The organism is Vibrio sp. MOR3, from assembly GCF_001557775.1.
GTDB lineage: Bacteria > Pseudomonadota > Gammaproteobacteria > Enterobacterales > Vibrionaceae > Vibrio > Vibrio jasicida.
This window is the reverse complement of sequence record NZ_LNRD01000015.1, coordinates 61,666-86,295: the sequence shown is the minus strand read 5'-3', so window position 1 is coordinate 86,295 and position 24,630 is coordinate 61,666. Positions and strand designations below refer to the sequence as shown.

Here is a 24,630-nt window from a genome sequence, read left to right as displayed (position 1 = left end):
TCGTGATTACTGAGACACTTGCTCAGACAGTTGAGCAAACAACGATTTGAGTGCTTTACCGCGGTGAGACAGTTGTTTTTTACGTGCTGGCTCAAGTTCGGCAGACGCGCAGTTGTCTTCAGGTACTAAGAAGATTGGGTCGTAGCCAAAGCCATTTTCACCGTGTGCTTCAGTTAGAATGCGACCTTCCCACTTACCGTGACAAACGATAGGGGTTGGATCGTTCTCATGACGCATCAAAACCAATACGCAGTGGAAACGAGCGGTGCGCTCTGCTTCTGGTACGCCTTCCATTGCTTTAAGTAGCTTTTCTAGGTTCTCTTGGTCAGAGGCTTTTTCACCTGCATAACGTGCAGAGTAAATGCCAGGCGCGCCTTTCAAGAAATCGACTTCTAAGCCAGAGTCGTCCGCAATCGCAGGAAGACCCGTTTCTTGTGCTGCATGGCGAGCTTTGATGATCGCGTTTTCGATGAAAGTAGTGCCAGTTTCTGCTACTTCAGATACGTTGAATTCACTTTGCGCTAATACTTCAAAACCGAAGTCAGACAGCAGATCTGCCATCTCACGAACTTTGCCTTGGTTGCCTGTTGCTAGCACTATCTTTTTCATGGTCGTCTCTTTCTGTAGCGATAAAGGGAGAACGCAGTGTTCTCCCTGATTAAATTGGTGCTAGGGTCTGTTGACCTTTCGCGGTTAAATTTTGTTCGAGATAAAATCGTTTTAGGTGAGGCAAGGAGTGTGTCGCCTAGTCACTCTAAGCAAATACTCCTTAACAAAGCATAAAACGATTTTAGCCGAACCCTTTGGGCAGCGTTTGTTGGTCATTTCTACTGCGTTATCGACTTCTCATGTAGGCTAGCTACATAGCAAAGTCTCTGCCTTGTATAAATACCCAACAATTCGCTGCAAAAATCAGCTCGAAAGGTAAACAAACCCTAAGGTTATGATGTTCTAAAAGCTTTTAGATCATCACAACCCAATTACTCTTCGACATAAAATTTCTGGGTGAATTTAAGCTTACCTGAGCCTTTGTTTCCAGCTTTAACGTCAATATCGAAGGTAAAAGTTTCTTCGTTGGTAATGCCAAGTTCAGCTAAGTAGTAAATCGCATTACCTTCTTTTACTTCTCGGAAGGTGAGTTTCTGCGTTTGGCCAATCAAGTTCTTTGCTTGGCCAGTGATTTTTGCGTCAACTGCTGGTTTACCTAGTGAGGCGCTGTCTAATACGCTGATGTTCACTACTGCATTATAGCCATTACGTTTGATGTCGTAGCTACGAGCGATCTTTGACGTCAGAAAGGTAGAGTTAAACGCAACATAGTGAACTTCGATGTCTTTCATGGTTTTGAACTGACCTGCCATGCTTGGTAAAGATAAAAGGCTGATCAATAGGGCGGTAATCCATTTGCTCATTATTACTTCCTCGAATCGATATTCGTTATTTAATTTGATACGAAAATCGTAAATAAAAAGCCATCAAATGAAGGCTTTTAAATCCTATTAAAATAAGGTAATTCCTTTATTTTAAAGGCTTCTTTATACTGTTTATATTTACATATGTTTGGTTATTAATACTAATTGTGGTCATTTTGTGGGCTTCTTAAGGGGTTGAATTTAACAGCGTCCTGCAAGTAATCAGGGGCAAGGTGCGCATAGGTCATAGTTTGCTGAATGGTGGAGTGTCCGAGTATCTTTTGTAGGGCAAGTATGTTGCCTCCATTCATCATAAAATGACTTGCGAATGTATGCCTCAATACATGGGATGCTTGACCTCTGGGTAACCCAAAATCACAGCGTTTTTGGATTGCATAAAACTCATTGTAGCAATCAGAAAATAACCTTCCGCTGTTGCCTGTTTGAATTTCCAGTTCGAGCTTCTTATCTATTGGAACTGTTCTGTTTTTTCCATTTTTTGTATCCACAAAGGTGACGCGACCATTAACAAGTTGGCTGCCTTTCAATCCCTCAGCCTCTCCCCATCGTGCTCCGGTGGCTAAGCATAGCTTGGCAACTTTTAGAGCGTCGCCAGACAAAGAAGTAAGCAATATATCCATCTCATTTTGAGACAGAAATTGCATTTCTCTTGCTCTTGGTCTTCTTAACTTAAAGCCTTTAACTGGATGGGTTCCGCTATATTCCTGAGCTTCCATCAAAACAGTAAAAACATTACTCAGACACATAATCTTTCGATTAAACGTAGTCATGGCTTTGTTATTGTCCAGATGATGGACTCGATAGTCTGCAAGCATCTTGTGGTTTATTTGGTAGGCTTTAGGGCTGTCTAGTTCGACATCGATTTGCTTCAGTATACGGTGGTATGTAGTAGCAGTTTTTTTACTTTGCCCTTCATATTTCCACCATAAATCAATCAACTCTTTTAGCGTTCTGCGGTCTGCTGGTTTTTCGAGCCAATCCTTGTTGTGAGCAGTAGCAAGTATATGTTTTTCGTACTGGCTGGCTTCGTATTTAGTCTCAAACTTTCGCCTATACCGCTTCCCATCTCTACCTTGCGGGCGAACATCGACAAGGTATCTATCACCTTGTTTTTTGATGCTCATAGGTTTTTCACCACCTGACGAATACGCCCATTAACTCTCAAGCGGCTCAGCTCATCTTTGGTTAGAAGGAAGTTATCATGTTCAGGGTTATCACTAATGATATGGTAGCCCTGACTCGCAATGTCATAACGTAAGCGCTTAACCAGCAGTTGATTGTCAACGGAAATAGCATAGACGCCATCGTACACGCCAATTTGCTCACGAGTATCAACAACCAATAAATCACCATCCATTAAGGTCGGTGTCATTGAGTCTCCTCTCGCCTTTATAGCGCATGCGTCCTCTTTCTTGATTCCTAAGCGCTTTAAGTCTTCAACTAGAATCAAATGCTCGCCAATAATGGAGTCGTCATGCTGAAAGCTGCCACAACCAGCACTCGCCTCGGCAGAGTAAAGGGGAATAGTTTCAAAATCAGAAGCGCTCAAAAAGCGAGCATTTTCAAAAGAGACATTGTCTACCCCTGCTAGCCAATCAATATTCACATTGTTAGCACGAGAAATTTTTATTAGTGCTTCCAAGGTCGGGGATGTATCTCCACTGAGGTAACGCCCCATTACGGTGTGTGATACACCACATTTATCCGCAAATTTTCTACCAGATAGCTCACCTTTAATCTGGTTCAACCTATTAGAAAAACTAATGTCACCCTTCATTTTGCACCTTTATCGGTTTGATAGTGGAATATATGTGTGCCAGTATTGGTATATATAAGAAACAAAAGCGTTTGAGTGCGTTTGAATGTAAAGGAAAGATAGCATGAATACACCGATGCAACCAGATATGCCCTATTTGCCTGTCGATGAATTTGCGCGCCGTTGGGGAGTTACTCCTCAATCTGTACGCAATATGGTTCACGAGGGAAGGCTGCCAATTAAAAAGAAAAAGCGAGGAGAAAAGAAGGTTTACATCAACATGCTTGCGCTTTGGGAGCACGCCAAGGCTGATGCTGATGAACGAGCAAAAGATAACTTTTTTAGAGCTTTTTAAGGGGGAAGTATGAGCAATAGGTCAGATACCCAAAAAGCATTTCGCGAAATATATAGCGTAGAGCGAACTATGGAAGGGGCGGCTCGCTTCCTTGGTTATTACGAAGTGTTCAGCAAATACCAAGTCAAAGAAGTACACCAAGTACACATAGTCTCTTTAGTGCGTTGCTGCTTGAGCGATAGAAATCTAGAGCTTCGTAACTTTGGAGCAATAGAGTTGCGCTTAAGACATTTTAAGCGCACGGGGCAACTTAGCCGTCTCAAAAATTATTGAGGTGAGTATGCCAACTGAAAAAGGGATTGAAACGATAGAAGGCATCAAAGCCAAGTATTTCCCTAATTTTGGGAAGCCAAAGCCGCGCAGTGGTCAGGATTATCGCTTTAGTCGAAAGGGGCAAGCTGAATATAAACGTGCGGCACGTTTGCAAGCCATTAAACACAAAGAATTGATTTCATAACACATCGTTTAGAGAGGTAATCATGACACTTGCACCTATCACTAGAGACTACCGTTGTAGCCATTGCGACCACACCAAAAGCTATACACAAAAGGTGTTCACGGTATTTCCTGCAATAAAACAATGTCCTGTCTGTGAATACTTTACGTTTGAATTGCACTTTGAAAACAAAAAGGCAAAGAAGCAATACAAGGACAGTCAGACAAAACAAGCCGGAAAGGATTTAGTCCACGCCTCCAACATGCTTGATAAGAGTATTTCAACTGAGCGGGGCTTCATGAACTCTAAATACTATGTCATCACAGATATTGAGAGCTTTAAGAGTGCTACGGGCAAGCTTAGAACGGCAGGTAAGCGATTGGCGGAATTGCCATGAAAACAAGTCGAAACGCTAAGTACGAAGCCAGCAAGAAAGCGCAAGGCTTAAAGAAGGTCACTCTATGGGTTCCCCAAGACAGAGAAAGTGAGTTTCACATGTTGGCAAAAGCTTGTTGTGAACATCGCCATTTAACCTTTAACACCCTGCGAGATACCAAGTCAGGTAAGTACGTTTCTCTAGAGAATTTATAGCCCGTCACTGGTGACAGAATGAAAATTGAAGAGTTGCTACATGTGGGTGGAGCCATCCGCCCACTGGATAAAATCAAAGAAGCCGAAGCCTGCTATCAAGCGGGTTTTTTAGGTTCCAAATTTTACCAACATTCGAATTTTTCCGAATGGGCTGAGATTGAGAACCAAAAAATCCGTGAAGCGCAGCAACTGCATTTCATCCGCACGAAACACATCCGCGAAGCGGCGCGCGATAGCGCGGAGACAATAGGCTTGTCCAAGGGCGCAAAAGTCCGACACAAGAAAAAGAGCCAAAAAATACACCGAATCACTAAGCGTCTGCGAACGCTACAGCACCCTACGGGGCAAAAGACGGAGCTTGATAGCCGTTTAGGGCATGACAACATTGATGCGTTGTATTCGACCACAGAGCGAAACAAAGCAAGGGTGTTACCGTCAGTTGGTAAGCCTTGCTATGAATTTGAGAAACAATTAGCCCCTTCAAGCTTGCATATCCAGCACCGGAAATGGTCAGGGCAATATCGAGCGCAAGTTGTGGCACAAACGCCACCTAGTTCGGCACCGGATGCAAATACAGGTGAGCGCTTCACCGAACAGTTAACCAAACGTAGCGTGTCAAAAATCTTTGAGTCGGGAGCGTACGTCGCCCAATGTCATGACGGATTCACAACGTTTATCACGCTGACGTTTACTAAAGAGCAGCGACTTGCACTATTTGGCGCACAAGCGGAAGCCGAAGGCAGACCATTTACTCCTATCGAATTTATTCGAGACAAAGGAACGATTGTTCACGGTAAAGATGGGCAATACACCTTACTACCGAAAAAGCCTTTCACCATTGTAAAAACGGCAGAGACCACTATGGGGCGAGAGGTTTCCCGCTTTCTTGATGGGTGCAAAAAGATGTACCAGCGCGGTTGGGAAACTGAGGCGGGTGAAAAGATAAATCCACACTATAAAGCCAAGCCTTCGCCATTTGGTCCAGACAGGGAAAAAGCTGATTTTCATTATGTTTGGGTTGCTGAGTGTCCACCAAGCAAAGACCCTCAAACCAATGAAATCATTGGCGAGCCTAACCCCCATATTCACCTCATTATGCGATGGTCGGTGGAGCCTGTTTATTTTCGTGATTGGGCTAAACGTCTTGAGGGACTTTGGGGTAAAGGGATGGCGCACATCGAATGGATAAAACAGCCCAAGGCAGCCAGCACCTATTTAATCAAAGCGCTTGGTTATGCCGCAAAAGGTGAGAATGCAGACCAAGGGTTAATTCGAGGTAATCGCTACAACATTGCACGTTGTTCACGCGCGCCAGCTTGGGAGACGCTCGCCACGTTTGACACCGATAACATTACGGCAGTCATCAAAGAGCTTGGCTACAAGCTGGAGCAATGGAAAAAACCAATGCAGCGCTCAATCGCTCGCATCAATAAGCAAAAAGCACAAACGGTGAAGGCGGTTGGTATTGCTGAGCAGCAAAGCAAGCCTGATGAGCATTTGAACAAGCTGAAAGCGCGCATTATCCGCTTAGAGAGAGCAGCAAAGAATGTAGCGCAAGATATGAAAGCTCGTGAGATGAATGTGTCCACCAAGAATGCTTTCTCTATCACCTTTGATGGTGAGGACGCCAAGGCTCGAATGGATAAGTTTCTTATGTGGGCAACAGGGGCGCGCGGATGGTCAATGGAGCTTATCGGTGCGATGGGGCAGCATGATGAGATTCTAAGGCGAGAGATTTACGGGAAATCTCACGAAATAGACCTGAGTGATTTACGCGAATCTGCTCGGGAGCAATACGAAAGTGAACGTGAGCGCTTTTTAGAGCGTCGAGCTTACTGGCGAAGCGTTTTGGATAGTTTGCCGCCGATACCTGAGCCTGATGAGGATGAAATAAACCTAGCAATGGCAAACAAATATGCCTACTTGGAGGCTTCCTACCAAGTTCGTCAACGATGCGAATCAGAGGCGACTCATTAACTTCTGCCAACGATGTGAATCAGGGGCATCTTTAACTAACAACTAACGTCGAGAGACAGGGGAATATTATGAAAACACTATCTATTGATGATTGTCAGCGTGACCTTGCCGCGCTGGATGCGGCTGACCAGTTAACGGCATCACTGAAAAAGCAGATTGCCAGCTTAAAAGGGATGGACTCAAAGTCGATTATGAAAACCGCCATGCCAATGCTGATGAGCGGCAACATTTCCCTAGAAGGTTTAGGCTTGCCTGTAAACCTGTTTGAGCAAATCGAGCAACTAGAGCAAATCAACAGTGTTGGACGCGCTAAGCTTCGCGCTCGCATCACTGCTGATTTACATGCGCTAAACGGTATTGAAGAGGCAGAGGTGAGCCATGGCTAAGGTCGAAAACCCAGTTCGCGGTTATGTGTCTTGTCCGGTTTGCCAATCTGCCTCAACCGTTCACCAATGCGGTGAAGGCAAATTGATTGCAACTGGTGAAACACCAAAAAACGGGCGCAATATCGGTATTTTGTATTACCGCTGTCCTGAGTGTGGTAACAGCTCAATCAGTAAGCGCGGGAGCGAGTTTATTAGCGCAAATATGGTCGCGGAATTAAGCGACCTTAAACCGCTTGAAGCCGCGCCAGTACAGGTTAGTGAACCTGAAATCGAAGTCGAAAATGAAACGGTTATTTTAAGTGATGAAACCGAAGAGTTAACCGTTAACCAAGTCAGTGAAGCGGTAGAGGAAACCGAAACAGAGACCGTTAACCAGACTGACACTAAGACGCTTACATTGTGGGGTAACAAGACGGTTAAGCGCGTAATGATGGTGCTTTTAGCGTTGGGGTTTGCGCTTTGGGTGTTTCGCAAGTTGGTAAACAAACCGCAAAAAGAAGGGGGTGAGCATGTCGCAGCCTGATAGCGTCTTACTTGAAGACACAAACACCGCTGATGATTGGGGCGATTTTGGGGCGGTCATTCAACAGCTTGAGCAACAAGAGCAAGCAGATAGCGAAACGGTTAACGTAACCGAACCTAGCGCGACTAACCAAGACACGACAGAAACCAACAGCGAAGCGGTGGCGGGACTGTTGGAAGTGGCGTTTACCTTAACTGAGCAAGCAACGGCGGTTATTTCTGGTGTTGAATTTGAGTTTGACGCCAAAAGCAAGCAAGCGGGTATTGATGCGGCTATTCCAGTGTTTGAAAAGCATGGTTCAACGCTGATGGCAGTGTTTGGGGACTACATCGAAGAGGCAACGCTTGTTCTTGCTATCTTGGGTTTGGTCTACGCATCACGAAAACAGCTTGAAGCGCTTCAACGTAGCAAGATGGAGGCGGAGCATGGCGAAAAAGCCTCAACCTCTGGCACTGCCTAACCCTGTAAACTCGAACTCGTCACACGATGCTGAGCATACGATTTATGTGGCGGGAACGGGAGGCGGGAAAACCTCAGCCGTTAAACACCTAGGGCTGGTTCCCAAATCGGCTCAAGCGGTGTTTTTTGACCCGTATCGAAACTATGCAGGGGCGAAATTTCGCGGTCAGCGATGCCTTGGGGTAAGTACGCGTCTCGGTTTTCTCAAGGCGTTAGTGATGGCACGTAGACGTGGTAAACCGTTTAAGTTGGCTTACGTACCGAGTAAAGGCGCGACAGCGGGAGAGTTGGAGTTCTTTTCATCGGTGGTGTGGTCAATGGGTAATGGTCGCGCTGATAAGCTACACATCATCATTGAAGAGTTGGCTTCTTGTGTTGAAACCAATGGCAAGCTTAAAGGGCGAGCGGGTGAGCTGCTTCGCGGTGGTCGTCAATATGGGCTGGTTGTGCACACGGTTTTTCAACGAGGGCAAGAAGTGCCGAAAACCGTCACCGAGCAATCAAGCGTTTGGTGGATTGGTGCGGTTAACTCAATGGCAGATGCGCAATGGTTAGCAGATAGACGAGGGCTGGACGTGAACACCATTGCTCAATTGAAATCTGCCAAGATAAACAAACTGCGAATCAATAAGCCTATCGCAGAATATTTATTGGTGTGCGATGGCATTGGTAACGTTCAACACAAGGCGTTTAACTGCGCGACAGGGGCAAAGCTCAGCTTAAATTATCGCTAAATGACAGTGATTTACTTCACATCTAAACCTATAGGTTATTCGTTTAACCTATAGGTTTAAAGTCAGTGACCGCCGTGTGGTTGTCTGATTTGATAATGGCTCTTTTAACTCTTTCCAACGATGCGAATCAGGGGAAAACATGAAAATGAAAGCAAGTCATAAAACTATGCTGATGACGGTTGTCGTTGCGCTATTGGTATTAGCGGCAATCAACAACATTGGCGCACTTAAGCCAGTTAAAGAACAGCTTAACGGCAATGCAGGGTGGTTTTAATTATGGAACTACTCAACACACCATTTAACCCTCGTCCACTCGATTTAGACCCTGTAGAAGGGGTGAATTGGGGCAATCAAGCAAGCTTACGCTTGGTTAGTGGTCCAACTTACCAATCCATTGAGCTGGTAACTGACATTCTCAATCCAGCCGATATTGAGCGTGTACGCATCACGCTAAACGGCAAAGAAGTCTACAACCTAACAGGTCAAGACTTGGTTGACCTTCAAGAGCACCGCAAACAGTTCACTCAGGCGGGACGTTACGTTATTCCTTTTGCAGATCTAACGCTGCGTACAAAAGGTGGTGTGCGTACTGGTGAGCTAGTGACTCTGCAAGGTGAAATCTGGTTTGTTTACATCCAGCTTGCATCAAAAGCGGGTGGCACAGCGGCGCCAAGCATCCGCGCACGTTCTCACACGACTCAAGCTCAATCACAACGTATTTACTTGCCACGCATTTACTCACTGTCTTGGTTTGCAAGTGCAACAGGTCGTACGCCGTTTGATTTTGCTGAGCGCTCACCTTTGCTGTCATTGAAGCGTATTCACTTCAAAGACGCATCCATTGACCGTGTTCGCGTTCTTCGCGACAGCGTCGAAGAAATCAACGTCAACAAAGCCGATAACGCTTTTGACCTTGCCATTGTTGGCTTGGAGCAAAATAACGGTTGGTTCAGCCTTGATTTTGTTCGTACTGGCTTTGGCGTGGAAGGTCGTCTGCCTACCAATGCCATGAAACAGCTTCAATTCGAGCTTGATAAGTCTCAAACGGGCAGTGTGCCAGTGCTGATTGAAGCGATTGAGCAAGTGGGCACTATCTCAGCGAATTAAGGGGGTGAGCAATGTCCTTACCTGACCAAGCAAAAGCCACCGCCAGCTCTGGCGGTTGGTTTGACAGCATCTTAGAAGGTGCGGGCGAGCTTGTTGGTGGTGCGGTCGATGTCGTGGGCGACTTCGGTAATGACTGGCTCGGTATCAAGATGGGTAACGAGCTAGAACGTGCTAAGTCAGCCAGTCCAGACGAAAACCGCGCCAACAATAACAACTATCAGCAACCAAACGGACAGCCAGTGAATACAGGCGGTAACGGTGTTCAATGGCAGACCATTGCCATTGTGGTGGTGTTGCTGCTGGTTGTGTTCGGTGGATTGGCATTTGCGCTCAAAGGGGGCAAGTGATGCCAATCGTCTATCTGGGAATTGTTGGATTAACCCTTGGCTTTTTGACTGCCAAGGAAATCAACAAATCAGCGTGGCTCATTGTGGTGGTGCTTGCGCTGATTATCTGGCTTAAAAGGGGTTGATATGCTGGGTTCATTAACCAGTTTAACGGGTGGCGGTGGTCTGCAAGGCGGTGCGGCTGGACCATCGGCAGCGAAAAGCAGTAACCAATCAGGGCAATCTATCGGCGGTATCAACATGGGTGGTGGCGTGAGTCCTTGGCTCATTCTTGCCATTGCGATACTGGTCATCGTTGCCCTAAAGGTACTCAAATGATTCAGGTGGTAACGCATGACGAAGGCATAAAAGAGCAACTGCGCGAAGCGTTTCGCGCTTGCCCTGATGACTTCGAGGTGATGGAGCAAGCCATTGAAGATGGGTTTGTCAGTATCTACCTCATTCATGGTGATGACTATCGTTTAGCGGTTGCGGGTGAAGTGGTCGGCAATGATTACTTTGTGTGGGCGGTCGAGGGAAAAGGGGCAGTGAATGCCTCTCGGGAACTGGCTGCCTACGTGAAAAACAGCGGCTTAGATGCGATTACCACCAAAACGTATTTTCCATTGGTGGCACGTTTGCTCAAACGCCTTGGCAATGTATCGACCATGGCGCAAGGCGACCACCAATTATTGCGATGGGAGGTTTAGCGCATGGGTGGTAAATCCAGTTCAAGCAATAAAACCAGTACCAAAAATACCAGTAGCCAGAATGCCATTAGCGGCGACAACCTTGGGGTTGCGCTAAGTGGTATCGAAGGCTCAACGATTAATGCCACGGTCACCGACCACGGCAGCGTTGAAAAGTCGTTTAACTTTGCAGGTGACGCGCTTGATGAGTCGTTATCACTCGCCAATGGCGCACTCAAAGAGTACAGCTCAAGCAATAGCGAAAACCTTCAAATGATAGCGGGGCTTGCGGGTAACCAAGCGGCTCAAAACACACAGAACTTAGACAAGCTGACCGAGCTTGCCAAGTTCAAACAAGACAACGGACAAAGCGCGCTAAACAAACAGCAGTTGATTCTGATGGCAATCATTGTGCTCGTACTTGGTTTTGTCCTGTTTAAGGCGGTGCAGAAATGAACCTGACACTTATTAAAGAGCAAGAAGTGCCGCTCAATGTGGAGTCGAGCTGGCTATTCATCGAGTCCTATCAGGGCAAATTGTCGGTGCGATTAGATGCGACGGGTGAAGAGTTCACGCTACCTAGTGGTTCAGTGCTTCGCTATGGCAAGCCAATGGGGCGCATCTTACTCAGCGGTGAAGGTGAGCTGTCATTTGAACATGGCAGCGGTGATTTTACCCCTCCAGTCGAAGGACAAAAGCTCGAAATTCAAGCCATGCCAAAGGTCGAATTGTTACCAGGGCAAAGCATGAAAGTGAGCGAGCTGCCTAACGTCACTATCGAAGAAGGTCAAACCATCCATGTGCACGTTGGCGACAACCTTATTGGGCGTCGTGGTGAATTGCCATTGCCTATTCCCGCAAATGCCAACCGCAAAGGGGTGATTATCAAAGCGCCATCGAGCAATACAGGTTTGGTGAGTATCAAGGGCTTTGAGCTTGCAGCTGGCGAAACGGTCACCATCGAAACGACGGCGGCATTCGAGTTATCAGGAAAAGCGCCAGATACCGCGCAACTATTGGAGTATTAACCATGGCACTACCACCGCTACCAACGGGTAGCAGCCGAAATAAAATCGAATTTTTGTATAAGCACATGAACTCAGGTGAATCTGGCTCTGGTAGCGCATTGCCGATTATTCAAGGGCGATTCATGCCTAACAATGACACTGGGTGGAATGCTGACCTAGACGGCTTTTTCATTAAATACGATGCGCCGAGTTATGTTGAAGATGGGGATATGGACATTATGCCCCTCATCCGTCCCAAGCTTGAAAGTGACGGGGAGCTAGTAAGAGTGTTCTTCAATATCTCCGCAATGGCTCGCCTATCTGGCTTCCAAGGCGAATTGGGTTTTTACATTGTGCTGGCAGATGAGCAGGGCAACGTCATCAAAGAGAATGACGGCTACCTAAGAAAGCTTGAGCTAAAGAGTACAACCGTTCACGGCAAAGCCTCAGAACTAGGGCAGCGTGTCACCGTTAACGAAACGGGCGTTTTGCTGATTGGCAAAGATACCATCAAAGATAAGCAAAAGGTCTTTCCTCACTTGTTAATTCAAGCCGACCCCGTGTACGCCGCTGACAGTGGCAGAACCAATAAAGGCGTTGTGAGTGATTTATACCTTCACAGTGGCGATGTCGTGATTATTGGCTTGGATGTGTCATCAATAGACCTGACGTTCGTGCCGCGCGAGCCGAGCTCAGAGTCGGGTTCACCAGTACCCAACTAACAGGGAGGTGTTATGGCTCGCAAGCTCATCATCACCATTATTGCTGTCATCTTAATTTTCTCTCTGTATCAGGGGCAAAAGATTATGAAATCACAACTCAATCGCGGTATTCGCAATAACAACCCGCTCAACATTCGCATTAGTGGCAACGCTTGGACGGGGAAGGTAACGCCTTCGAAAGATAAGGCATTTGAAACCTTTTCTGATTCGAAATATGGCTTTCGTGCGGCGGCGAAACTCATCCGCAACTATCAGAACTTGTATGGGCTAAATACGCTGTCAGGCATCATTCACCGATGGGCGCCAGCAAGCGATAACAACGACACGGATAACTACATTCAGTTTGTATCCGGTAAGTTGGGTGTAAATCGAAATGCACCTTTGAACCTGTATGACGATGCCTTTATGGCTCGCCTTGTTCATACCATGTCGATTATGGAAGTGGGGCGTTATTACTCACTGAGTGATGCCGCCGAAGGGGTAGCACTCGCATGACCAAACAAGAAGTAATGCAAAAGTTAGTGGTTGGGATTCTGACCGCTTTAATCAGCGCTTATATCTGGAAGCGCATCAACGGTTAGGAGCCAACATCATGAAAATAGATTTGAAACAACCATCAACAAAAAAAGGGATTGCTTTGCTAGGTGCGGGTATCGCATTAGCAACGGGGCACCCTGAATTATTAACCGCAAGCGTAACACCGGAAGGTGTGCAAATGGGTGGTCTGATTGGTGTGGCTGCGCCAATGCTGCTTGGCTTGTGGGAAACAATCCGAGATGAGTTTAATGGCTGAGTACCAGACGATTATCGTTGCTGCAGTGAGTGCTTTATTCAGTGGAATTGGCGTAGGTGTTACGCTTAAAACTGATGTGAAGTGGCTGCGTCTGATGATGGAAAAGATGGATGAGCGGATTACTCGGTTAGAGAGCAAGGCTAATTAAGAAAAGTCATTTAGTTGTATTTAGTGCGCTAGAATATAGTCAATAGAAAGTGCTTTTGCAGGATTAAACATGGAAGTTATCACTAAAGACAATTTGATTGAGTTTTCTTCAAATCTAGCAACGCATGCAGAAGAGGTGAAGGTTAGTTTTAAGTCTATCTGGGCTGATGACTCTTTATCGGAACTAGAAATGAACGTAAAGCTATTGGGTGAGTATTTAAATTCTCAACCATTAGATTTATCAGAGAATTGGAGTGACATGGATAGTGCAAAATCTAATTTACTAATTGCTGAAAGACGTTTGTTAGAGCTGCACACATACAAAGACAATATTATTTTAGTTGGTGTCTTTTCGTTAATGGTTAGCGCTGCTGGGGTTATGGTGTTTGTATTGTAGTGAGCGAGCCTTGAGTCTCGCTCGGTATTAAATTGGCAAATGTCACGCTCAATCAATCAGTGCTGGCGTTAAGATAATATCGACATCGGTTGTGGTAAAAATATCTGGTCGACTTTCTTCAACTCGTCGAATAATTTTGGTTGTTTTGTAAAGAAAAGAACCGACAGGAAGGACAAAAAACTCACCTAAAGAGGGAATGTCAGTGGAATTTGCATCTCTCATTACTAGCAATGGTTCGTTTAATGTAGTGTCCCACTCGTCACAAACGTCTGGGTCTATTTGATAAAAATTCAGATTCATTAAGTCTCCTATTTTTGTATCGTTTTAATCAAGCATAAACAATATGTTGAGTATAGGAGCCATTTAGATAAAAGACCGCTATTTTACAGCGGTCTTTTTTTTGTTGTGGTCTTTTTGTGGGAGTGTTTTTTGTTTTTTTCTTTTAAATTAGGTGCTTAGTCTAAATAAAAAGCCATCAAATGATGGCTTTAATTTCGCTTGGTATTTGTATTGGAGATTCTATCCGAATTTGCTTATGACGTCCCAGTTCACCTTTTTCTATGTGAACCAAGCCCTTAGCAACTTTGAATTGTTTCGCCAAAAACTTAGTTAGGTGTGCATTCGCTTTACCATCGACAGGCGGCGCGGTGATGGCAATTTTAAGCTCTTCACCATGCAAGCCGACGACCTTGTCGCGGCTCGCTTTTGGTTGAATATAGAGTTTGAGAATGACATCCTCGCCATCGAGCCAAACGGCGGCTGACATTATAGTTGGTACCAGATTGGACCAATCACGTCACCCATTAGGAAGTTCGCGAATTGCAGACCGATAAACAATACGAGTACGCTTAAATCAAAACCACCCATCGCAGGTAGGATACGGCGAATTGGTGCGAGCATTGGTTCTGTTAATTGATGGAATACGTACTCGATTGGGCTGCGACCTTGGCTTACCCAGCTTAGAATGGCACGGATCAATAGAACCCAGAACAGCAAGCCACCAGCGGCTTTAACTAATGATAACAAACCTAGGAATAGGAAATCGGCACTGAAAGAAACCGAACCACTTGATGCAATCAGGATCAATGCAACGAACTTAAGTACGCACAGTACGTAAGCAAAAAGCACTGTCGCTAGATCGATACCACCGACAGAAGGGATGACTCGACGTAATGGCCCCACAACTGGCTGTGTTGCTTTAACGATAAACTGCGAGAATGGGTTGTAGAAATCTGCACGGGCAGCTTGCAACCAAATACGCAAAATGACGACCATGATGTACAGGTCAAATAGGGTTGAGATGAGAAAACTCATTGAATTCATAAGGTACCCTTAACAAGTAAAGAACGACACGCCCTAGTTGTGCCGTTCAGATAATTAAAACAGTTTTTCCATTTCTTCAGCGCGAGCAACCGCAGCTTGCATTGCTTTCGCCACAATATCAGACAGTTGATGTTCGTTGAACGTACGTAGCGCTTCTGCCGTTGTGCCACCTTTTGATGTCACGTTCTCGCGTAGCGTTGAAAGTTCAGTTTCTGGATTTTCCACTACCATGCTTGCAGCGCCAAGTGCTGCTTGCTGAACTAACATGCGTGCGGTGTCTTTATCGAAGCCTTGAGCAATCGCTTCAGCTTGCATCGCTTCCATAAATAGGAAGAAGTACGCCGGTGCACTGCCTGCTGCTGCAATAACGTTGTTGATGCCCGATTCTTGCCCAACCCAACACACCTTACCGCATGCTTGCATTAGTTCTGTTGCGAAGGCTTTGTCTTGTTCTGATACAGATTCAGGCGCATATAGACCACTCATACCCAAACCAAGTTGGGATGGTGTGTTTGGCATCACGCGAACCAAGTTGAGCTTATTCGCTAACATGTCATCCAAACGTGAACAGTTGATACCTGCTGCGATAGAGATAACCAGTTTGTTGCTGAAGTCGATAGATTGCAGTGGTTTACACACTTCCTCCATCATTTGTGGCTTCACAGACAATACCACCACGTCCGCTTCCGTTGCAGCTGCGATGTTATCGCTGGTGGTACGGATACCAAAGTCTTGCTCAAGAGGCTGGCGGCGCGTCTCAGATGGCGCGGTTGCGACAATGTTTTGAGCAGGGTAGCCATTAGCGACGAGACCCGAGACAATGGCTCTCACCATGTTCCCTGCGCCGATAAAGGCAATCTTTTTATGTTCCATATGTCTGATTTCCAAATATAAATTCTTACAATTTGTTGTGCGCACGGGTGTATAATCGCACCACTTTGCTCTGACTGCCCAAAGAAAGGCCGTCAGACTCAAGTTCACGGTGTCTGGCAACAATGCGCTTTTATTGCTGTTTGCCGTAGTCTCGTGCGCCAAAAATAGCGGTGCCGATGCGCACCATAGTACTGCCCGCTTCTATAGCAGCATCCATGTCACCACTCATGCCCATAGAGAGCGTGTCGACATCTGGGTACTGCTGAGCTAGCTTGTGCTTAAGTTCAGATAATTGTTTGAACGCTCGCAGTTGTGATTCGTAATCTGGCACGTTAGCAGGAATCGACATCAACCCTCTTAACGTGAGGTTTGGAAGGCGAGAAATCAACTCAGCCAGCTCGAATATTTCTGCATCGTTGACGCCAGATTTAGAATCTTCACCACTGGTGTTTACTTGAATCAGCACTTGTAACGGTTTTAGCTCACTTGGGCGCTGGTCATTTAAACGTTGAGCGATCTTAGCGCGATCAATGGTGTGAACCCAATCGAAATGTTCAGCGACAGGACGTGATTTATTGGACTGAATTGGCCCAATGAAGTGCCATTCGATTCGATAATCTGGATAATGCTCGGCAAAGTGCTGAACTTTACTGACGCCCTCTTGGACGTAGTTTTCACCAAACGCCACTTGGCCTGATTGGTAGGCTTCGAGAACCGCCTCGACAGGTTTAGTTTTGCTTACTGCTAAAAGTTGCACTGACTCTGGAGAACGGCCACATTTTTGTTCGTCGTGTCGAATTTGAGAGGTGATATGTTCAATGTTTTGTTGAATACTACTCATAGCTGTACTTTAGACTTAAGGATTTTAAATGGATATCACTGAGTTACTGGATTTTAGTGTAAAACATAATGCTTCGGATCTACATCTTTCTGCAGGTGTACCACCAATGGTTCGTATTGATGGTGATGTGAGAAAACTGGGCATTCCAGCGTTTACACACCAAGAAGTGCACCGTTTGGTTTTTGAAATCATGAACGATGCGCAGCGCAGTGAATTCGAAGAAAAACTCGAAGTCGATTTCTCATTTGAATTGCACAATGTTGGCCGTTTTCGTGTCAACGCCTTCAACCAATCTCGTGGCTGTGCGGCGGTGTTCCGTACCATCCCAAGTAGCATTCCAACACTGGAAGAGCTAGAAGCGCCAGAGATCTTCAAAAAGATTGCTAACGCAGAAAAAGGTTTAGTACTGGTTACCGGTCCAACAGGTTCGGGTAAATCGACAACCTTGGCTGCCATTGTTGACTACATTAACCGTAATCACAACAAGCATATTCTTACAATTGAAGATCCTATTGAATTTGTTCACAACAACAATAAGTGTTTGATCAACCAACGTGAAGTACACCGTGATACGCATAGCTTCCAAAATGCGCTTCGCAGCGCGTTACGTGAAGACCCGGATGTCATTCTAGTTGGTGAGATGCGTGACAAAGAAACTATCAGTTTGGCGCTGACGGCTGCTGAAACGGGTCACCTTGTTTTCGGTACGCTGCATACTAGCTCAGCAGCGAAAACCATCGACCGTATTATCGACGTATTCCCAGGTAGTGACAAAGACATGGTGCGTTCGATGCTGTCGGAGTCGTTGCGTTCGGTTATTGCGCAAAAGCTGCTTAAGCGAAATGGTGGAGGCCGTATTGCTTGTCATGAGATCATGATGGCAACGCCAGCAATCCGTAACTTGATCCGCGAAGATAAAGTGGCGCAGATGTACTCGATCATTCAAACCGGTGCGGCACATGGCATGCAAACCATGGAACAAAATGCCCGTCAGTTGATGGCTCAAGGTATGGTATCGCGTGAAGAAGTCGACAAGAAAGTCGAAATCGAAGCGCAGCAATTCTCGTAACGATCACATAGGTAATAGCGAACCCGGAAGATGGATTTGAATAAATTTCTCGAAGGCATGCTGGCGTTAAAAGCGTCGGATCTTTATATCACGGTTGGTGCGCCGATCTTATTTCGTGTGGATGGCGAACTGCGTCCGCAAGGGGATAAGTTGAGTGAAAATGACGTAGCCATGCTGCTCGATAGTGCAATGGATCCAGAGCGACGTCAGGAGTTTCGTAAAAGTCGAGAATCAAACTTTGCGATTGTCCGAGATTGTGGCCGCTTCCGTGTTAGTGCTTTCTTTCAGCGAGAATTACCTGGTGCGGTGATTCGTCGTATCGAAACCAACATTCCTACGTTTGAACAGCTTAAGCTGCCTTTAGTGTTGCAAGATCTTGCGATAGCGAAACGTGGCTTAGTGCTGGTGGTTGGTGCTACAGGTTCCGGTAAGTCGACCACTATGGCGGCGATGACGGGTTACCGTAACAGCAATAAAACAGGTCACATTCTGACAGTTGAAGACCCAATCGAATTTGTGCACGAGCACAAGCGTTGTATCGTGACTCAGCGTGAAGTGGGATTGGATACCGACAGCTATGAAGTAGCGTTAAAGAACTCATTACGCCAAGCGCCTGACATGATTTTGATTGGTGAGATCCGTAGCCGCGAAACGATGGAATACGCGATGACCTTTGCCGAGACTGGTCACTTGTGTATGGCTACATTGCACGCGAATAACGCAAACCAAGCACTTGAGCGTATTTTGCACCTAGTGCCAAAAGATCAGAAAGATCAGTTCCTGTTTGATCTGTCGATGAACTTAAAAGGCGTAGTAGGTCAACAGCTGATCCGTGATAAAAACGGTCAAGGACGTCATGGCGTGTTTGAGATTCTGCTAAATAGTCCACGAGTTTCTGATCTGATCCGTCGCGGTGATCTGCATGAGTTAAAAACCACCATGGCACGCTCTAATGAGTTCGGGATGCTGACGTTTGATCAGTCGCTCTATAAATTGGTGATGCAAGGCAAGATCAGTGAAGAAGATGCATTGCACAGTGCGGATTCAGCTAACGATCTGCGTTTGATGTTGAAGACGCAACGCGGTGAAGCTTTCTCTACAGGCACGCTGGCGAACGTTAAGATCGATATGGATTAATACCAATCGTAGTAAATAACTGGTCATTCTAGCTTGTTAAAATACTCGATAACTGCGTTGCAATTTTTGATTGTAGAATAACTACTTATCGAAAAATTGCGCCTTGTTCTCAAGCATTTTCCCTACGCTATTTCTGATCACTTATTTACTGTGATTGGTATAATCTACTCCAGAAATGAAGAAGGTTGGCAGAAGCCAACCTTTTTTCTTTGTGCTTGAATGCCTACTCACCCCAAAGGTTTTCAAACCAACTTTCAAGAATCACCACCGCTGACTGACAGTCGATGTTACCCTTCGATAACGCTTTGTAGCCACCCATACTGAATAAATCAGCACGAGCCTCTGCTGTCGACAGACGTTCGTCATGCAACTCAACAGGTAAGCCATATCGGCCTTGAAGGCGGTTGGCGAACTTTTTCGCTCGTGGCGTAATGGTTTCTAGATCTTTCCCGTGCAGGTCTGTCGGTAAGCCAACAACCAATAAGTCTGGTTGCCATTCTTTGATTTGTTTTTCGATATCATCCCAGTTTGGAATGCCATCATTGGCTTTAAACGCTTTTAATGGTGAAGCGGTGCCAGTAATTTCTTGGCCAATCGCGCTACCAATACTCTTGGTGCCAAAATCAAAGGCCATAACAGTGCGTGACATAATGTGTCTCGAATCTCAATTGGGTGGAAAACTTAACGTATTACGCAAGTGGGTTATGCATGTCCGGCGTCAGAAGATAACTGGCTCGGATCGATACCTAGCTTTTCGACGGCTTTTTTCCAACGATCGATAATAGGAGTATCGAAGATGATCTCTGGTGTGGCTTCAATCGTCAGCCATGAGTTTTCAGCCAGTTCGGTTTCTAACTGACCAGCACTCCAACCTGAATAACCTAACGCAACAAGATAGTCACTTGGTTCTGCCTCTGTGCCGAGTACCGACAGGATGTCTTTGGAAGTGGTGACAGCCAGCTCGTCAGTCATTTGAATGCTCGATTCGTAATAATCTTTTGGTTTATGCAAAATAAAACCACGATCTTCAGAAACAGGGCCGCCATTATAAACAGGCCTGTCCAAACTCGCTTCAAACAGGCGCGGGTGAACAGGTTGTACTTCGACCTGCTTGAGCATGCTACCTACTGTAATATCAACCGGAGCATTGATCATTAGCCCCATCGCACCTTCTTCATTGTGCTCACAGACATAGATAACACTATTCTGAAAGTAGGGGTCTTTCATTCCCGGCATAGCAACTAAGAAATAGTTTGTGAGGTTCATTCTCATTTCGACCTTTCAGTAGGTACTTAAGCAAACGTCACGCACTGATATGTGCATGAGTTTGCTTAAGTTAATGTTCAACGCTCTCTATTAACTGTACTACAGTTTGAGTTATTCGCCTTTGATACGACGTTCGATCGCATCCATGAGCTTACCAGTGATAGAAATATCAAATGCTGCTTCAATTTCACGAATACACGTTGGGCTGGTGACGTTGATTTCCGTTAGCTTGTCGCCAATCACGTCAAGGCCAACAAAGATAAGACCTTTCTCTTTCAATGTTGGTGCGACGGCTTGTGCGATTTTCATGTCAGTTTCACTCAGTGGACGAGCTTCACCGGTACCACCAGCAGCCAAGTTGCCGCGCGTTTCGCCTTTTGCAGGGATACGAGCTAGGCAGTAAGGCATTGGTTCACCATCAACCACAAGAATACGCTTGTCACCATTGCTGATGTCAGGTACGAAGGTTTGCGCCATTGCGTAGTTTTGGCCGTGGTTAGTCAGCGTTTCGATGATCACAGATACGTTTGGATCGTTCTCTTTTACGCGGAAGATAGATGCACCACCCATGCCATCAAGTGGTTTTAGGATCACATCACCATGCTCTTCACGAAAAGCTTTAATCTTCTCTGCTTTTCGCGTCACGATAGTAGTTGGTGTGAGTTCAGGGAACCAAGCCGTGAACAGTTTCTCGTTACAGTCGCGTAGGCTTTGTGGTTTGTTAACGATTAGTGCACCTTGTTCTTCAGCACGTTCAAGGATGTAAGTCGCGTAGATGTACTCAGTGTCGAATGGAGGATCTTTACGCATCAGAACCGCATCTAACTCAGAAAGCTCGATAGTTTGCTCTGATTTGAATTCGTACCAGCCAGTTGGATCTTCTTTTAATTCAACCACTTTGGTATCCGCAATTGCTTTACCTTGGTCTAGATGAAGATCATTCATTTCCATGTAGTGGATTTCGTAACCGCGGCGCTGCGCTTCAAGCATCATGGCAAAGCTAGAGTCTTTCTTGATGTTAATGGACGAGATTGGGTCCATAACAATACCGAGTTTGATCATTGTTTTTCTCCGTTTTAACCAAGATCGCCGAAACGAACTTGTAAGGCTGTAATTGCGGTAAGAGCCGCAGTCTCGGTGCGCAGTACGCGAGGACCGAGTAGCGTTTCTTCAAATTGATGTTCGCGTGTCATGCCGATTTCTTCTGAAGATAGACCGCCTTCAGGGCCAATCAATAGCCGTACTTTTTCGACAGGCGTTGGCAGGGTATTGATTGAGTACTTCGCTCGTGGGTGAAGGTTCAGTTTTAAACCGTCGTACGCTTCTTGACACCATTCTTCCAAACTCATGATTGGACGGATCTCAGGCACGACATTGCGACCACATTGTTCACAAGCGCTCACTGCGATTTTTTGCCATTGAGCGAGTTTCTTCTCGAAGCGTTTTTGATCTAGCTTTACGCCACAACGTTCAGAGATAAGAGGTGTGATTGTATTAACACCAAGCTCAACAGACTTTTGGATCGTGAATTCCATCTTATCGCCGCGAGAAATAACCTGACCAAGATGCAGATCTAAAGGTGACTCAATGTTGCTTTCTACACGCTCGGTTAATTCAACCATCACATTCTTTTTCGTGACTTCACTAATCACGGCTGGAAATTCTGCGCCACTGCCATCGAAAAGGAGGACTTCTTGTCCCTCTTTCATGCGAAGGACTCGGCCAATGTGGCCTGCTGCATCTTCACTTAAAGCGAGTGCGCCAAGTTGTTGAATGGTTTCTGGATGATAAATTCGAGGGATACGCATCGTGTTTCGATTTCCTGCATACGCGAGTGTTTAGACACTAACATGGATGCTTTCCACCGAAAAAACAAGGGGCAAGAGGCGTTTCCATTTGCAGTAAATAGTTACGCCTCAATTAGCACAAGTTTGCCGCTGTATTTTTGAGGGGAATTACAGTGCTCGACAAGCCTCTTGTACAAATGGGTTATGGTTGCCTTGAACCTTTGAAATGCGCTCGTCACGCTCACATTCCCACTTGTCGACAGGGTAGGTTTTGTTCCACGCACTCATTAACTGAGTTTGTTGCTTAGACAGTTTGAAGCCGTACTCTTTGCTCATGTATAGGTAGGTGCGAGCAATCGAGCCACGAGCGCGGTCTGGTGGCATGACTTTACGTTGCTTGAAGTTAACCTGCATTTCACAGCGGCCATAGCTGACACCGTCCATACCATTCCACTGACTGAAATTGTAGTTAGAGCGGTCACCGTTTACCTCTCCGATAGCTGGCGTTAGGTTGTGGAGATCGGCTTCCATAGATTTGAAGACTTTGTCGTTTCTTGTGCAGTTTTTGCGTCCGCCATCTTGCCAGCACTGACGCTGGTGGCCGAATTGCCAAGCTGGGACCACGTGTTCCCACTCGATGCGAGAAGCACGTTTTTCTTGTTTACGCACTTGGTAGCCACAAGAAGCAAGGTCCGGTACACCTTTCTTACCTTGCCAGTTGATATCACAGCCACAGTAGAAACTGGTTGGATGATCTTTGTATATTTTAACCGCTTCACGTTTTGCCGCAGAGAAAGAGGTCGGTGGCGCAGCAATTACGGCATTAGAAAGCGCAAACAGGAATAAAGAGAACAGGTATTTCATGATTAAAGTCTTTATAAAGTATGACTTTATTCATTCTAACATGCAGAAATTAGCTTTAGTGATGAGTGTGTTAACAATAATGGGCAAAAAGAGGCCGTTTGAGAACGACAATCTCTGTTTTAGGAATCTGAATATTTCTATTGAGGAGAGTTAAGAGAGTTGAGTACCAGTGAAGCTTAATGGTTTTCGACACTTTTGGCAGGAATAGACGGCCTCTTTACGCATGACTTTATTGTGGCGTCGAATTGAGAGCGGATAGGCGGTGCAAGCGCAGCGGTACTCAAAGGTCTTACCTTGCACAGAGGCGATATCGAAGCTGTGAGTTGTTTTAGCTGGCACGTTAAAAATGGCTTCCATCACACCTTGCCATTCTTTTCCGTGAGGGCGAACACGACCGTATACTTGGTACGTAATGAGATGTGCTACTTCATGTGGTATCACTTCTTTTAGAAAAGCTTGCGGGTTTTCTTTAAAAAGCTTTGGATTTAGACGAACTTCATTCAATTGTAGGTAAGCTTTGCCTGCAGCTTTACCACGAACATTAAATGTGACTGCGGGCATCGGAAAAGAACGTTTGAATGCTTGCTCTGCCTTCGTGATGCAACCTGCCATCACTTGTTTGGCTTTGTAGCTCAGCTCTATATCCACACTTACCTCATTATACTTAATAAAAAGCCCCCGCGTTTGCGAGGGCAGGATCATAACATCAGTTTTCTAAGGCGTGTGTTTTTTCTTGATCGTTGCATGGTAAGCATGCCAAGTACCATAACCGAGGATTGGCATGGTGAAGAGCATACCTATGCCGTACGTTGCAAATCCAATTAAGATACCGCCACAAATGATGGCTGCCCATACGATCATCGCAGGAATGTTCGACTTCACAGCGTTAAAGCTGGTAAAGACGGCGGTCATCATGTCTACACGCCTTTCCATCATTAAAGGAATAGAAAAAGCAGAAATACTGAACACGATGCACGCTAATACCAAGCCAACTAGAGAGCCAATCACTAAGAAAGGCAAGAAGTCAGTCAGTGGCGCGCCTTGAACGGACGGATAAAGTGCATGAAGCAGAGCGGCAATTCGCATCCAGAAAATCATACATACCGCGAGCATTACAGCGAATGCCCATTGAGAAGTCGAATTTCGTCCAATGGCTTTCATTGAATGGAACAAGCTTGGTTTGTGTCCACGCTCTCTCTCCCAACTGGCGTCATATAAGCCTAGTGCTAGGAATGGGCCGATTAGCATGTAGACAATTAGACTCGGCATCACCACTAAGTGTGTGCCTTGCCATTGAACCAGAAGCACGATACCAATAGCGGCGGCCATAAAGCAGATGCCGTAAAAGGCACTAATGACTGGCATGCGAACGAAGTCGTGCAGACCCAGTGAGAGCCAATGGAATGGGGCCGAAAGATTCACGGTATTGCACGGAATGGTTCTGGCATATTCGTTATCTGGGACTTCCTTTCGTTTATTTTGGAAGTCAGACGGATTCACGGTACGAGGCATAACTCCTCCTTGATTTATTCCCACGGTGGCACCTAGGCCATAAAGGATGCCTGACTGACGTTTTCATTACTTTTTTCATCACGTGAGTCCGCACCTTATCTCTATACGTTATATGCATCG

The 24,630-nt window shown here is 45.8% G+C and carries 40 protein-coding genes; 24 read left to right on the top strand and 16 right to left on the bottom strand.

Annotated elements, in window-relative coordinates:
* Positions 1-6 precede the first annotated feature (6 nt).
* From ATB76_RS22380 to ATB76_RS22365, 4 genes are all read right to left on the bottom strand, one after another.
* Positions 7-609 carry an XTP/dITP diphosphatase gene (locus ATB76_RS22380; protein WP_039977626.1) on the bottom strand — a complete coding sequence of 201 codons (603 nt, stop codon included), beginning with the start codon at positions 607-609 and terminating at the stop codon, positions 7-9.
* Between the two features lie 371 nt (positions 610-980).
* Complete coding sequence (locus ATB76_RS22375) at positions 981-1,412, bottom strand: DUF4426 domain-containing protein (protein ID WP_038873192.1); 432 nt, start codon at positions 1,410-1,412, stop codon at positions 981-983.
* Positions 1,413-1,573: 161 nt separating this feature from the next.
* Positions 1,574-2,557, bottom strand: coding sequence for a tyrosine-type recombinase/integrase (locus tag ATB76_RS22370; RefSeq protein WP_042602333.1), 984 nt, complete (start codon positions 2,555-2,557; stop codon positions 1,574-1,576).
* The gene (locus tag ATB76_RS22365; RefSeq protein WP_042602334.1) at positions 2,554-3,210 is read right to left on the bottom strand and encodes a S24 family peptidase; all 657 of its coding nucleotides are present in this window, start codon (positions 3,208-3,210) and stop codon (positions 2,554-2,556) included. Before ATB76_RS22365 ends, ATB76_RS22370 begins: the two co-directional genes overlap by 4 nt.
* A 103-nt stretch (positions 3,211-3,313) precedes the next feature.
* On the opposite strand from ATB76_RS22365, the gene ATB76_RS22360 reads away from it, so the two are divergent.
* From ATB76_RS22360 to ATB76_RS22270, 22 genes are all read left to right on the top strand, one after another.
* Positions 3,314-3,544 (top strand): helix-turn-helix domain-containing protein, encoded by a 231-nt coding sequence (locus ATB76_RS22360; protein WP_005449688.1) that lies wholly within the window; start codon positions 3,314-3,316, stop codon positions 3,542-3,544.
* Positions 3,545-3,824: 280 nt separating this feature from the next.
* Positions 3,825-4,001, top strand: a complete 177-nt coding sequence (locus ATB76_RS28500) for a hypothetical protein (RefSeq protein WP_017817581.1) — start codon at positions 3,825-3,827, stop codon at positions 3,999-4,001.
* Positions 4,002-4,023: 22 nt separating this feature from the next.
* A complete protein-coding gene (locus ATB76_RS22350; protein ID WP_042602336.1) occupies positions 4,024-4,377 on the top strand; it encodes a hypothetical protein in 354 nt (117 codons plus the stop codon).
* Positions 4,374-4,571 carry a hypothetical protein gene (locus ATB76_RS22345; protein WP_017817579.1) on the top strand — a complete coding sequence of 66 codons (198 nt, stop codon included), beginning with the start codon at positions 4,374-4,376 and terminating at the stop codon, positions 4,569-4,571. The genes ATB76_RS22350 and ATB76_RS22345 overlap by 4 nt, the downstream gene beginning before the upstream one ends.
* An 18-nt stretch (positions 4,572-4,589) precedes the next feature.
* Entirely contained in the window at positions 4,590-6,548 is a 1,959-nt protein-coding gene (locus tag ATB76_RS22340; RefSeq protein WP_017190993.1) for a hypothetical protein, read from the top strand.
* Between the two features lie 68 nt (positions 6,549-6,616).
* Positions 6,617-6,934: a hypothetical protein gene (locus ATB76_RS22335; protein WP_017190992.1), complete on the top strand. Its 318-nt coding sequence runs from the start codon at positions 6,617-6,619 to the stop codon at positions 6,932-6,934.
* Entirely contained in the window at positions 6,927-7,457 is a 531-nt protein-coding gene (locus ATB76_RS22330) for a hypothetical protein (RefSeq protein WP_061036128.1), read from the top strand. Before ATB76_RS22335 ends, ATB76_RS22330 begins: the two co-directional genes overlap by 8 nt.
* Positions 7,444-7,917: a hypothetical protein gene (locus ATB76_RS22325; protein WP_061036127.1), complete on the top strand. Its 474-nt coding sequence runs from the start codon at positions 7,444-7,446 to the stop codon at positions 7,915-7,917. The genes ATB76_RS22330 and ATB76_RS22325 overlap by 14 nt, the downstream gene beginning before the upstream one ends.
* Positions 7,883-8,650 carry a hypothetical protein gene (locus tag ATB76_RS22320; RefSeq protein ID WP_042602339.1) on the top strand — a complete coding sequence of 256 codons (768 nt, stop codon included), beginning with the start codon at positions 7,883-7,885 and terminating at the stop codon, positions 8,648-8,650. The genes ATB76_RS22325 and ATB76_RS22320 overlap by 35 nt, the downstream gene beginning before the upstream one ends.
* 139 nt (positions 8,651-8,789) lie before the next feature.
* The gene (locus ATB76_RS28850) at positions 8,790-8,924 is read left to right on the top strand and encodes a hypothetical protein (RefSeq protein WP_017190990.1); all 135 of its coding nucleotides are present in this window, start codon (positions 8,790-8,792) and stop codon (positions 8,922-8,924) included.
* Positions 8,925-8,926: 2 nt separating this feature from the next.
* Entirely contained in the window at positions 8,927-9,757 is an 831-nt protein-coding gene (locus ATB76_RS22315; RefSeq protein ID WP_005449706.1) for a major capsid protein P2, read from the top strand.
* Between the two features lie 11 nt (positions 9,758-9,768).
* Positions 9,769-10,104 carry a hypothetical protein gene (locus ATB76_RS22310; protein WP_017819655.1) on the top strand — a complete coding sequence of 112 codons (336 nt, stop codon included), beginning with the start codon at positions 9,769-9,771 and terminating at the stop codon, positions 10,102-10,104.
* The gene (locus ATB76_RS28845) at positions 10,104-10,229 is read left to right on the top strand and encodes a hypothetical protein (protein WP_017190988.1); all 126 of its coding nucleotides are present in this window, start codon (positions 10,104-10,106) and stop codon (positions 10,227-10,229) included. The genes ATB76_RS22310 and ATB76_RS28845 overlap by 1 nt, the downstream gene beginning before the upstream one ends.
* A gap of 1 nt (position 10,230) precedes the next feature.
* Positions 10,231-10,422: a hypothetical protein gene (locus ATB76_RS22305; protein ID WP_005449709.1), complete on the top strand. Its 192-nt coding sequence runs from the start codon at positions 10,231-10,233 to the stop codon at positions 10,420-10,422.
* Complete coding sequence (locus ATB76_RS22300; RefSeq protein WP_042602340.1) at positions 10,419-10,793, top strand: hypothetical protein; 375 nt, start codon at positions 10,419-10,421, stop codon at positions 10,791-10,793. The genes ATB76_RS22305 and ATB76_RS22300 overlap by 4 nt, the downstream gene beginning before the upstream one ends.
* Positions 10,794-10,796: 3 nt before the next feature.
* Positions 10,797-11,228: a hypothetical protein gene (locus ATB76_RS22295; protein WP_025556576.1), complete on the top strand. Its 432-nt coding sequence runs from the start codon at positions 10,797-10,799 to the stop codon at positions 11,226-11,228.
* Positions 11,225-11,800: a hypothetical protein gene (locus tag ATB76_RS22290; RefSeq protein ID WP_042602341.1), complete on the top strand. Its 576-nt coding sequence runs from the start codon at positions 11,225-11,227 to the stop codon at positions 11,798-11,800. Before ATB76_RS22295 ends, ATB76_RS22290 begins: the two co-directional genes overlap by 4 nt.
* A gap of 2 nt (positions 11,801-11,802) precedes the next feature.
* On the top strand, positions 11,803-12,501 hold the full coding sequence (locus tag ATB76_RS22285) for a hypothetical protein (RefSeq protein ID WP_042602342.1): 699 nt from the start codon (positions 11,803-11,805) through the stop codon (positions 12,499-12,501).
* 12 nt (positions 12,502-12,513) lie between these two features.
* Entirely contained in the window at positions 12,514-12,996 is a 483-nt protein-coding gene (locus ATB76_RS22280) for a hypothetical protein (RefSeq protein ID WP_017190983.1), read from the top strand.
* 97 nt (positions 12,997-13,093) lie between these two features.
* On the top strand, positions 13,094-13,294 hold the full coding sequence (locus tag ATB76_RS22275) for a hypothetical protein (protein ID WP_005449722.1): 201 nt from the start codon (positions 13,094-13,096) through the stop codon (positions 13,292-13,294).
* Positions 13,287-13,442, top strand: coding sequence for a hypothetical protein (locus tag ATB76_RS28495; protein ID WP_005449723.1), 156 nt, complete (start codon positions 13,287-13,289; stop codon positions 13,440-13,442). Before ATB76_RS22275 ends, ATB76_RS28495 begins: the two co-directional genes overlap by 8 nt.
* Positions 13,443-13,511: 69 nt before the next feature.
* On the top strand, positions 13,512-13,838 hold the full coding sequence (locus ATB76_RS22270) for a hypothetical protein (protein WP_005449725.1): 327 nt from the start codon (positions 13,512-13,514) through the stop codon (positions 13,836-13,838).
* Between the two features lie 48 nt (positions 13,839-13,886).
* Here the strand turns inward: ATB76_RS22270 and ATB76_RS22265 are convergent, their stop codons facing one another.
* From ATB76_RS22265 to ATB76_RS22245, 5 genes are all read right to left on the bottom strand, one after another.
* On the bottom strand, positions 13,887-14,138 hold the full coding sequence (locus tag ATB76_RS22265) for a hypothetical protein (RefSeq protein WP_005449728.1): 252 nt from the start codon (positions 14,136-14,138) through the stop codon (positions 13,887-13,889).
* A 175-nt stretch (positions 14,139-14,313) separates the two neighbouring features.
* Complete coding sequence (gene yggU, locus ATB76_RS22260; protein WP_038873189.1) at positions 14,314-14,604, bottom strand: DUF167 family protein YggU; 291 nt, start codon at positions 14,602-14,604, stop codon at positions 14,314-14,316.
* Positions 14,604-15,161: a YggT family protein gene (locus ATB76_RS22255; protein ID WP_038873187.1), complete on the bottom strand. Its 558-nt coding sequence runs from the start codon at positions 15,159-15,161 to the stop codon at positions 14,604-14,606. The genes yggU and ATB76_RS22255 overlap by 1 nt, the downstream gene beginning before the upstream one ends.
* Positions 15,162-15,215: 54 nt before the next feature.
* A complete protein-coding gene (gene proC / locus ATB76_RS22250; RefSeq protein ID WP_042602344.1) occupies positions 15,216-16,034 on the bottom strand; it encodes a pyrroline-5-carboxylate reductase in 819 nt (272 codons plus the stop codon).
* 130 nt (positions 16,035-16,164) lie between these two features.
* A complete protein-coding gene (locus tag ATB76_RS22245) occupies positions 16,165-16,875 on the bottom strand; it encodes a YggS family pyridoxal phosphate-dependent enzyme (protein ID WP_038873183.1) in 711 nt (236 codons plus the stop codon).
* Positions 16,876-16,903: 28 nt separating this feature from the next.
* Between ATB76_RS22245 and ATB76_RS22240 the strand changes: the two genes are divergently transcribed.
* Together ATB76_RS22240 and ATB76_RS22235 are read left to right on the top strand one after the other, a co-directional pair.
* A complete protein-coding gene (locus tag ATB76_RS22240) occupies positions 16,904-17,944 on the top strand; it encodes a type IV pilus twitching motility protein PilT (protein WP_038873181.1) in 1,041 nt (346 codons plus the stop codon).
* 30 nt (positions 17,945-17,974) lie between these two features.
* Positions 17,975-19,081, top strand: coding sequence for a PilT/PilU family type 4a pilus ATPase (locus ATB76_RS22235; RefSeq protein WP_038873178.1), 1,107 nt, complete (start codon positions 17,975-17,977; stop codon positions 19,079-19,081).
* Between the two features lie 223 nt (positions 19,082-19,304).
* On the opposite strand, the gene ruvX is transcribed toward ATB76_RS22235, so the two are convergent.
* From ruvX to ATB76_RS22200, 7 genes are all read right to left on the bottom strand, one after another.
* Positions 19,305-19,730, bottom strand: a complete 426-nt coding sequence (ruvX, locus tag ATB76_RS22230; RefSeq protein WP_038868128.1) for a Holliday junction resolvase RuvX — start codon at positions 19,728-19,730, stop codon at positions 19,305-19,307.
* A gap of 53 nt (positions 19,731-19,783) precedes the next feature.
* The gene (locus ATB76_RS22225) at positions 19,784-20,347 is read right to left on the bottom strand and encodes a YqgE/AlgH family protein (protein WP_038868129.1); all 564 of its coding nucleotides are present in this window, start codon (positions 20,345-20,347) and stop codon (positions 19,784-19,786) included.
* Between the two features lie 111 nt (positions 20,348-20,458).
* A complete protein-coding gene (gene gshB, locus ATB76_RS22220) occupies positions 20,459-21,409 on the bottom strand; it encodes a glutathione synthase (RefSeq protein ID WP_042605403.1) in 951 nt (316 codons plus the stop codon).
* 14 nt (positions 21,410-21,423) lie between these two features.
* On the bottom strand, positions 21,424-22,155 hold the full coding sequence (rsmE, locus tag ATB76_RS22215; protein ID WP_038868134.1) for a 16S rRNA (uracil(1498)-N(3))-methyltransferase: 732 nt from the start codon (positions 22,153-22,155) through the stop codon (positions 21,424-21,426).
* A gap of 147 nt (positions 22,156-22,302) precedes the next feature.
* The gene (endA, locus tag ATB76_RS22210; RefSeq protein WP_038868136.1) at positions 22,303-22,998 is read right to left on the bottom strand and encodes a deoxyribonuclease I; all 696 of its coding nucleotides are present in this window, start codon (positions 22,996-22,998) and stop codon (positions 22,303-22,305) included.
* Between the two features lie 150 nt (positions 22,999-23,148).
* Positions 23,149-23,646 (bottom strand): SprT family zinc-dependent metalloprotease, encoded by a 498-nt coding sequence (locus tag ATB76_RS22205; protein ID WP_042605405.1) that lies wholly within the window; start codon positions 23,644-23,646, stop codon positions 23,149-23,151.
* A 66-nt stretch (positions 23,647-23,712) separates the two neighbouring features.
* Positions 23,713-24,510, bottom strand: a complete 798-nt coding sequence (locus tag ATB76_RS22200; protein ID WP_038868141.1) for a DUF2189 domain-containing protein — start codon at positions 24,508-24,510, stop codon at positions 23,713-23,715.
* Between the last annotated feature and the right edge of the window lie 120 nt (positions 24,511-24,630).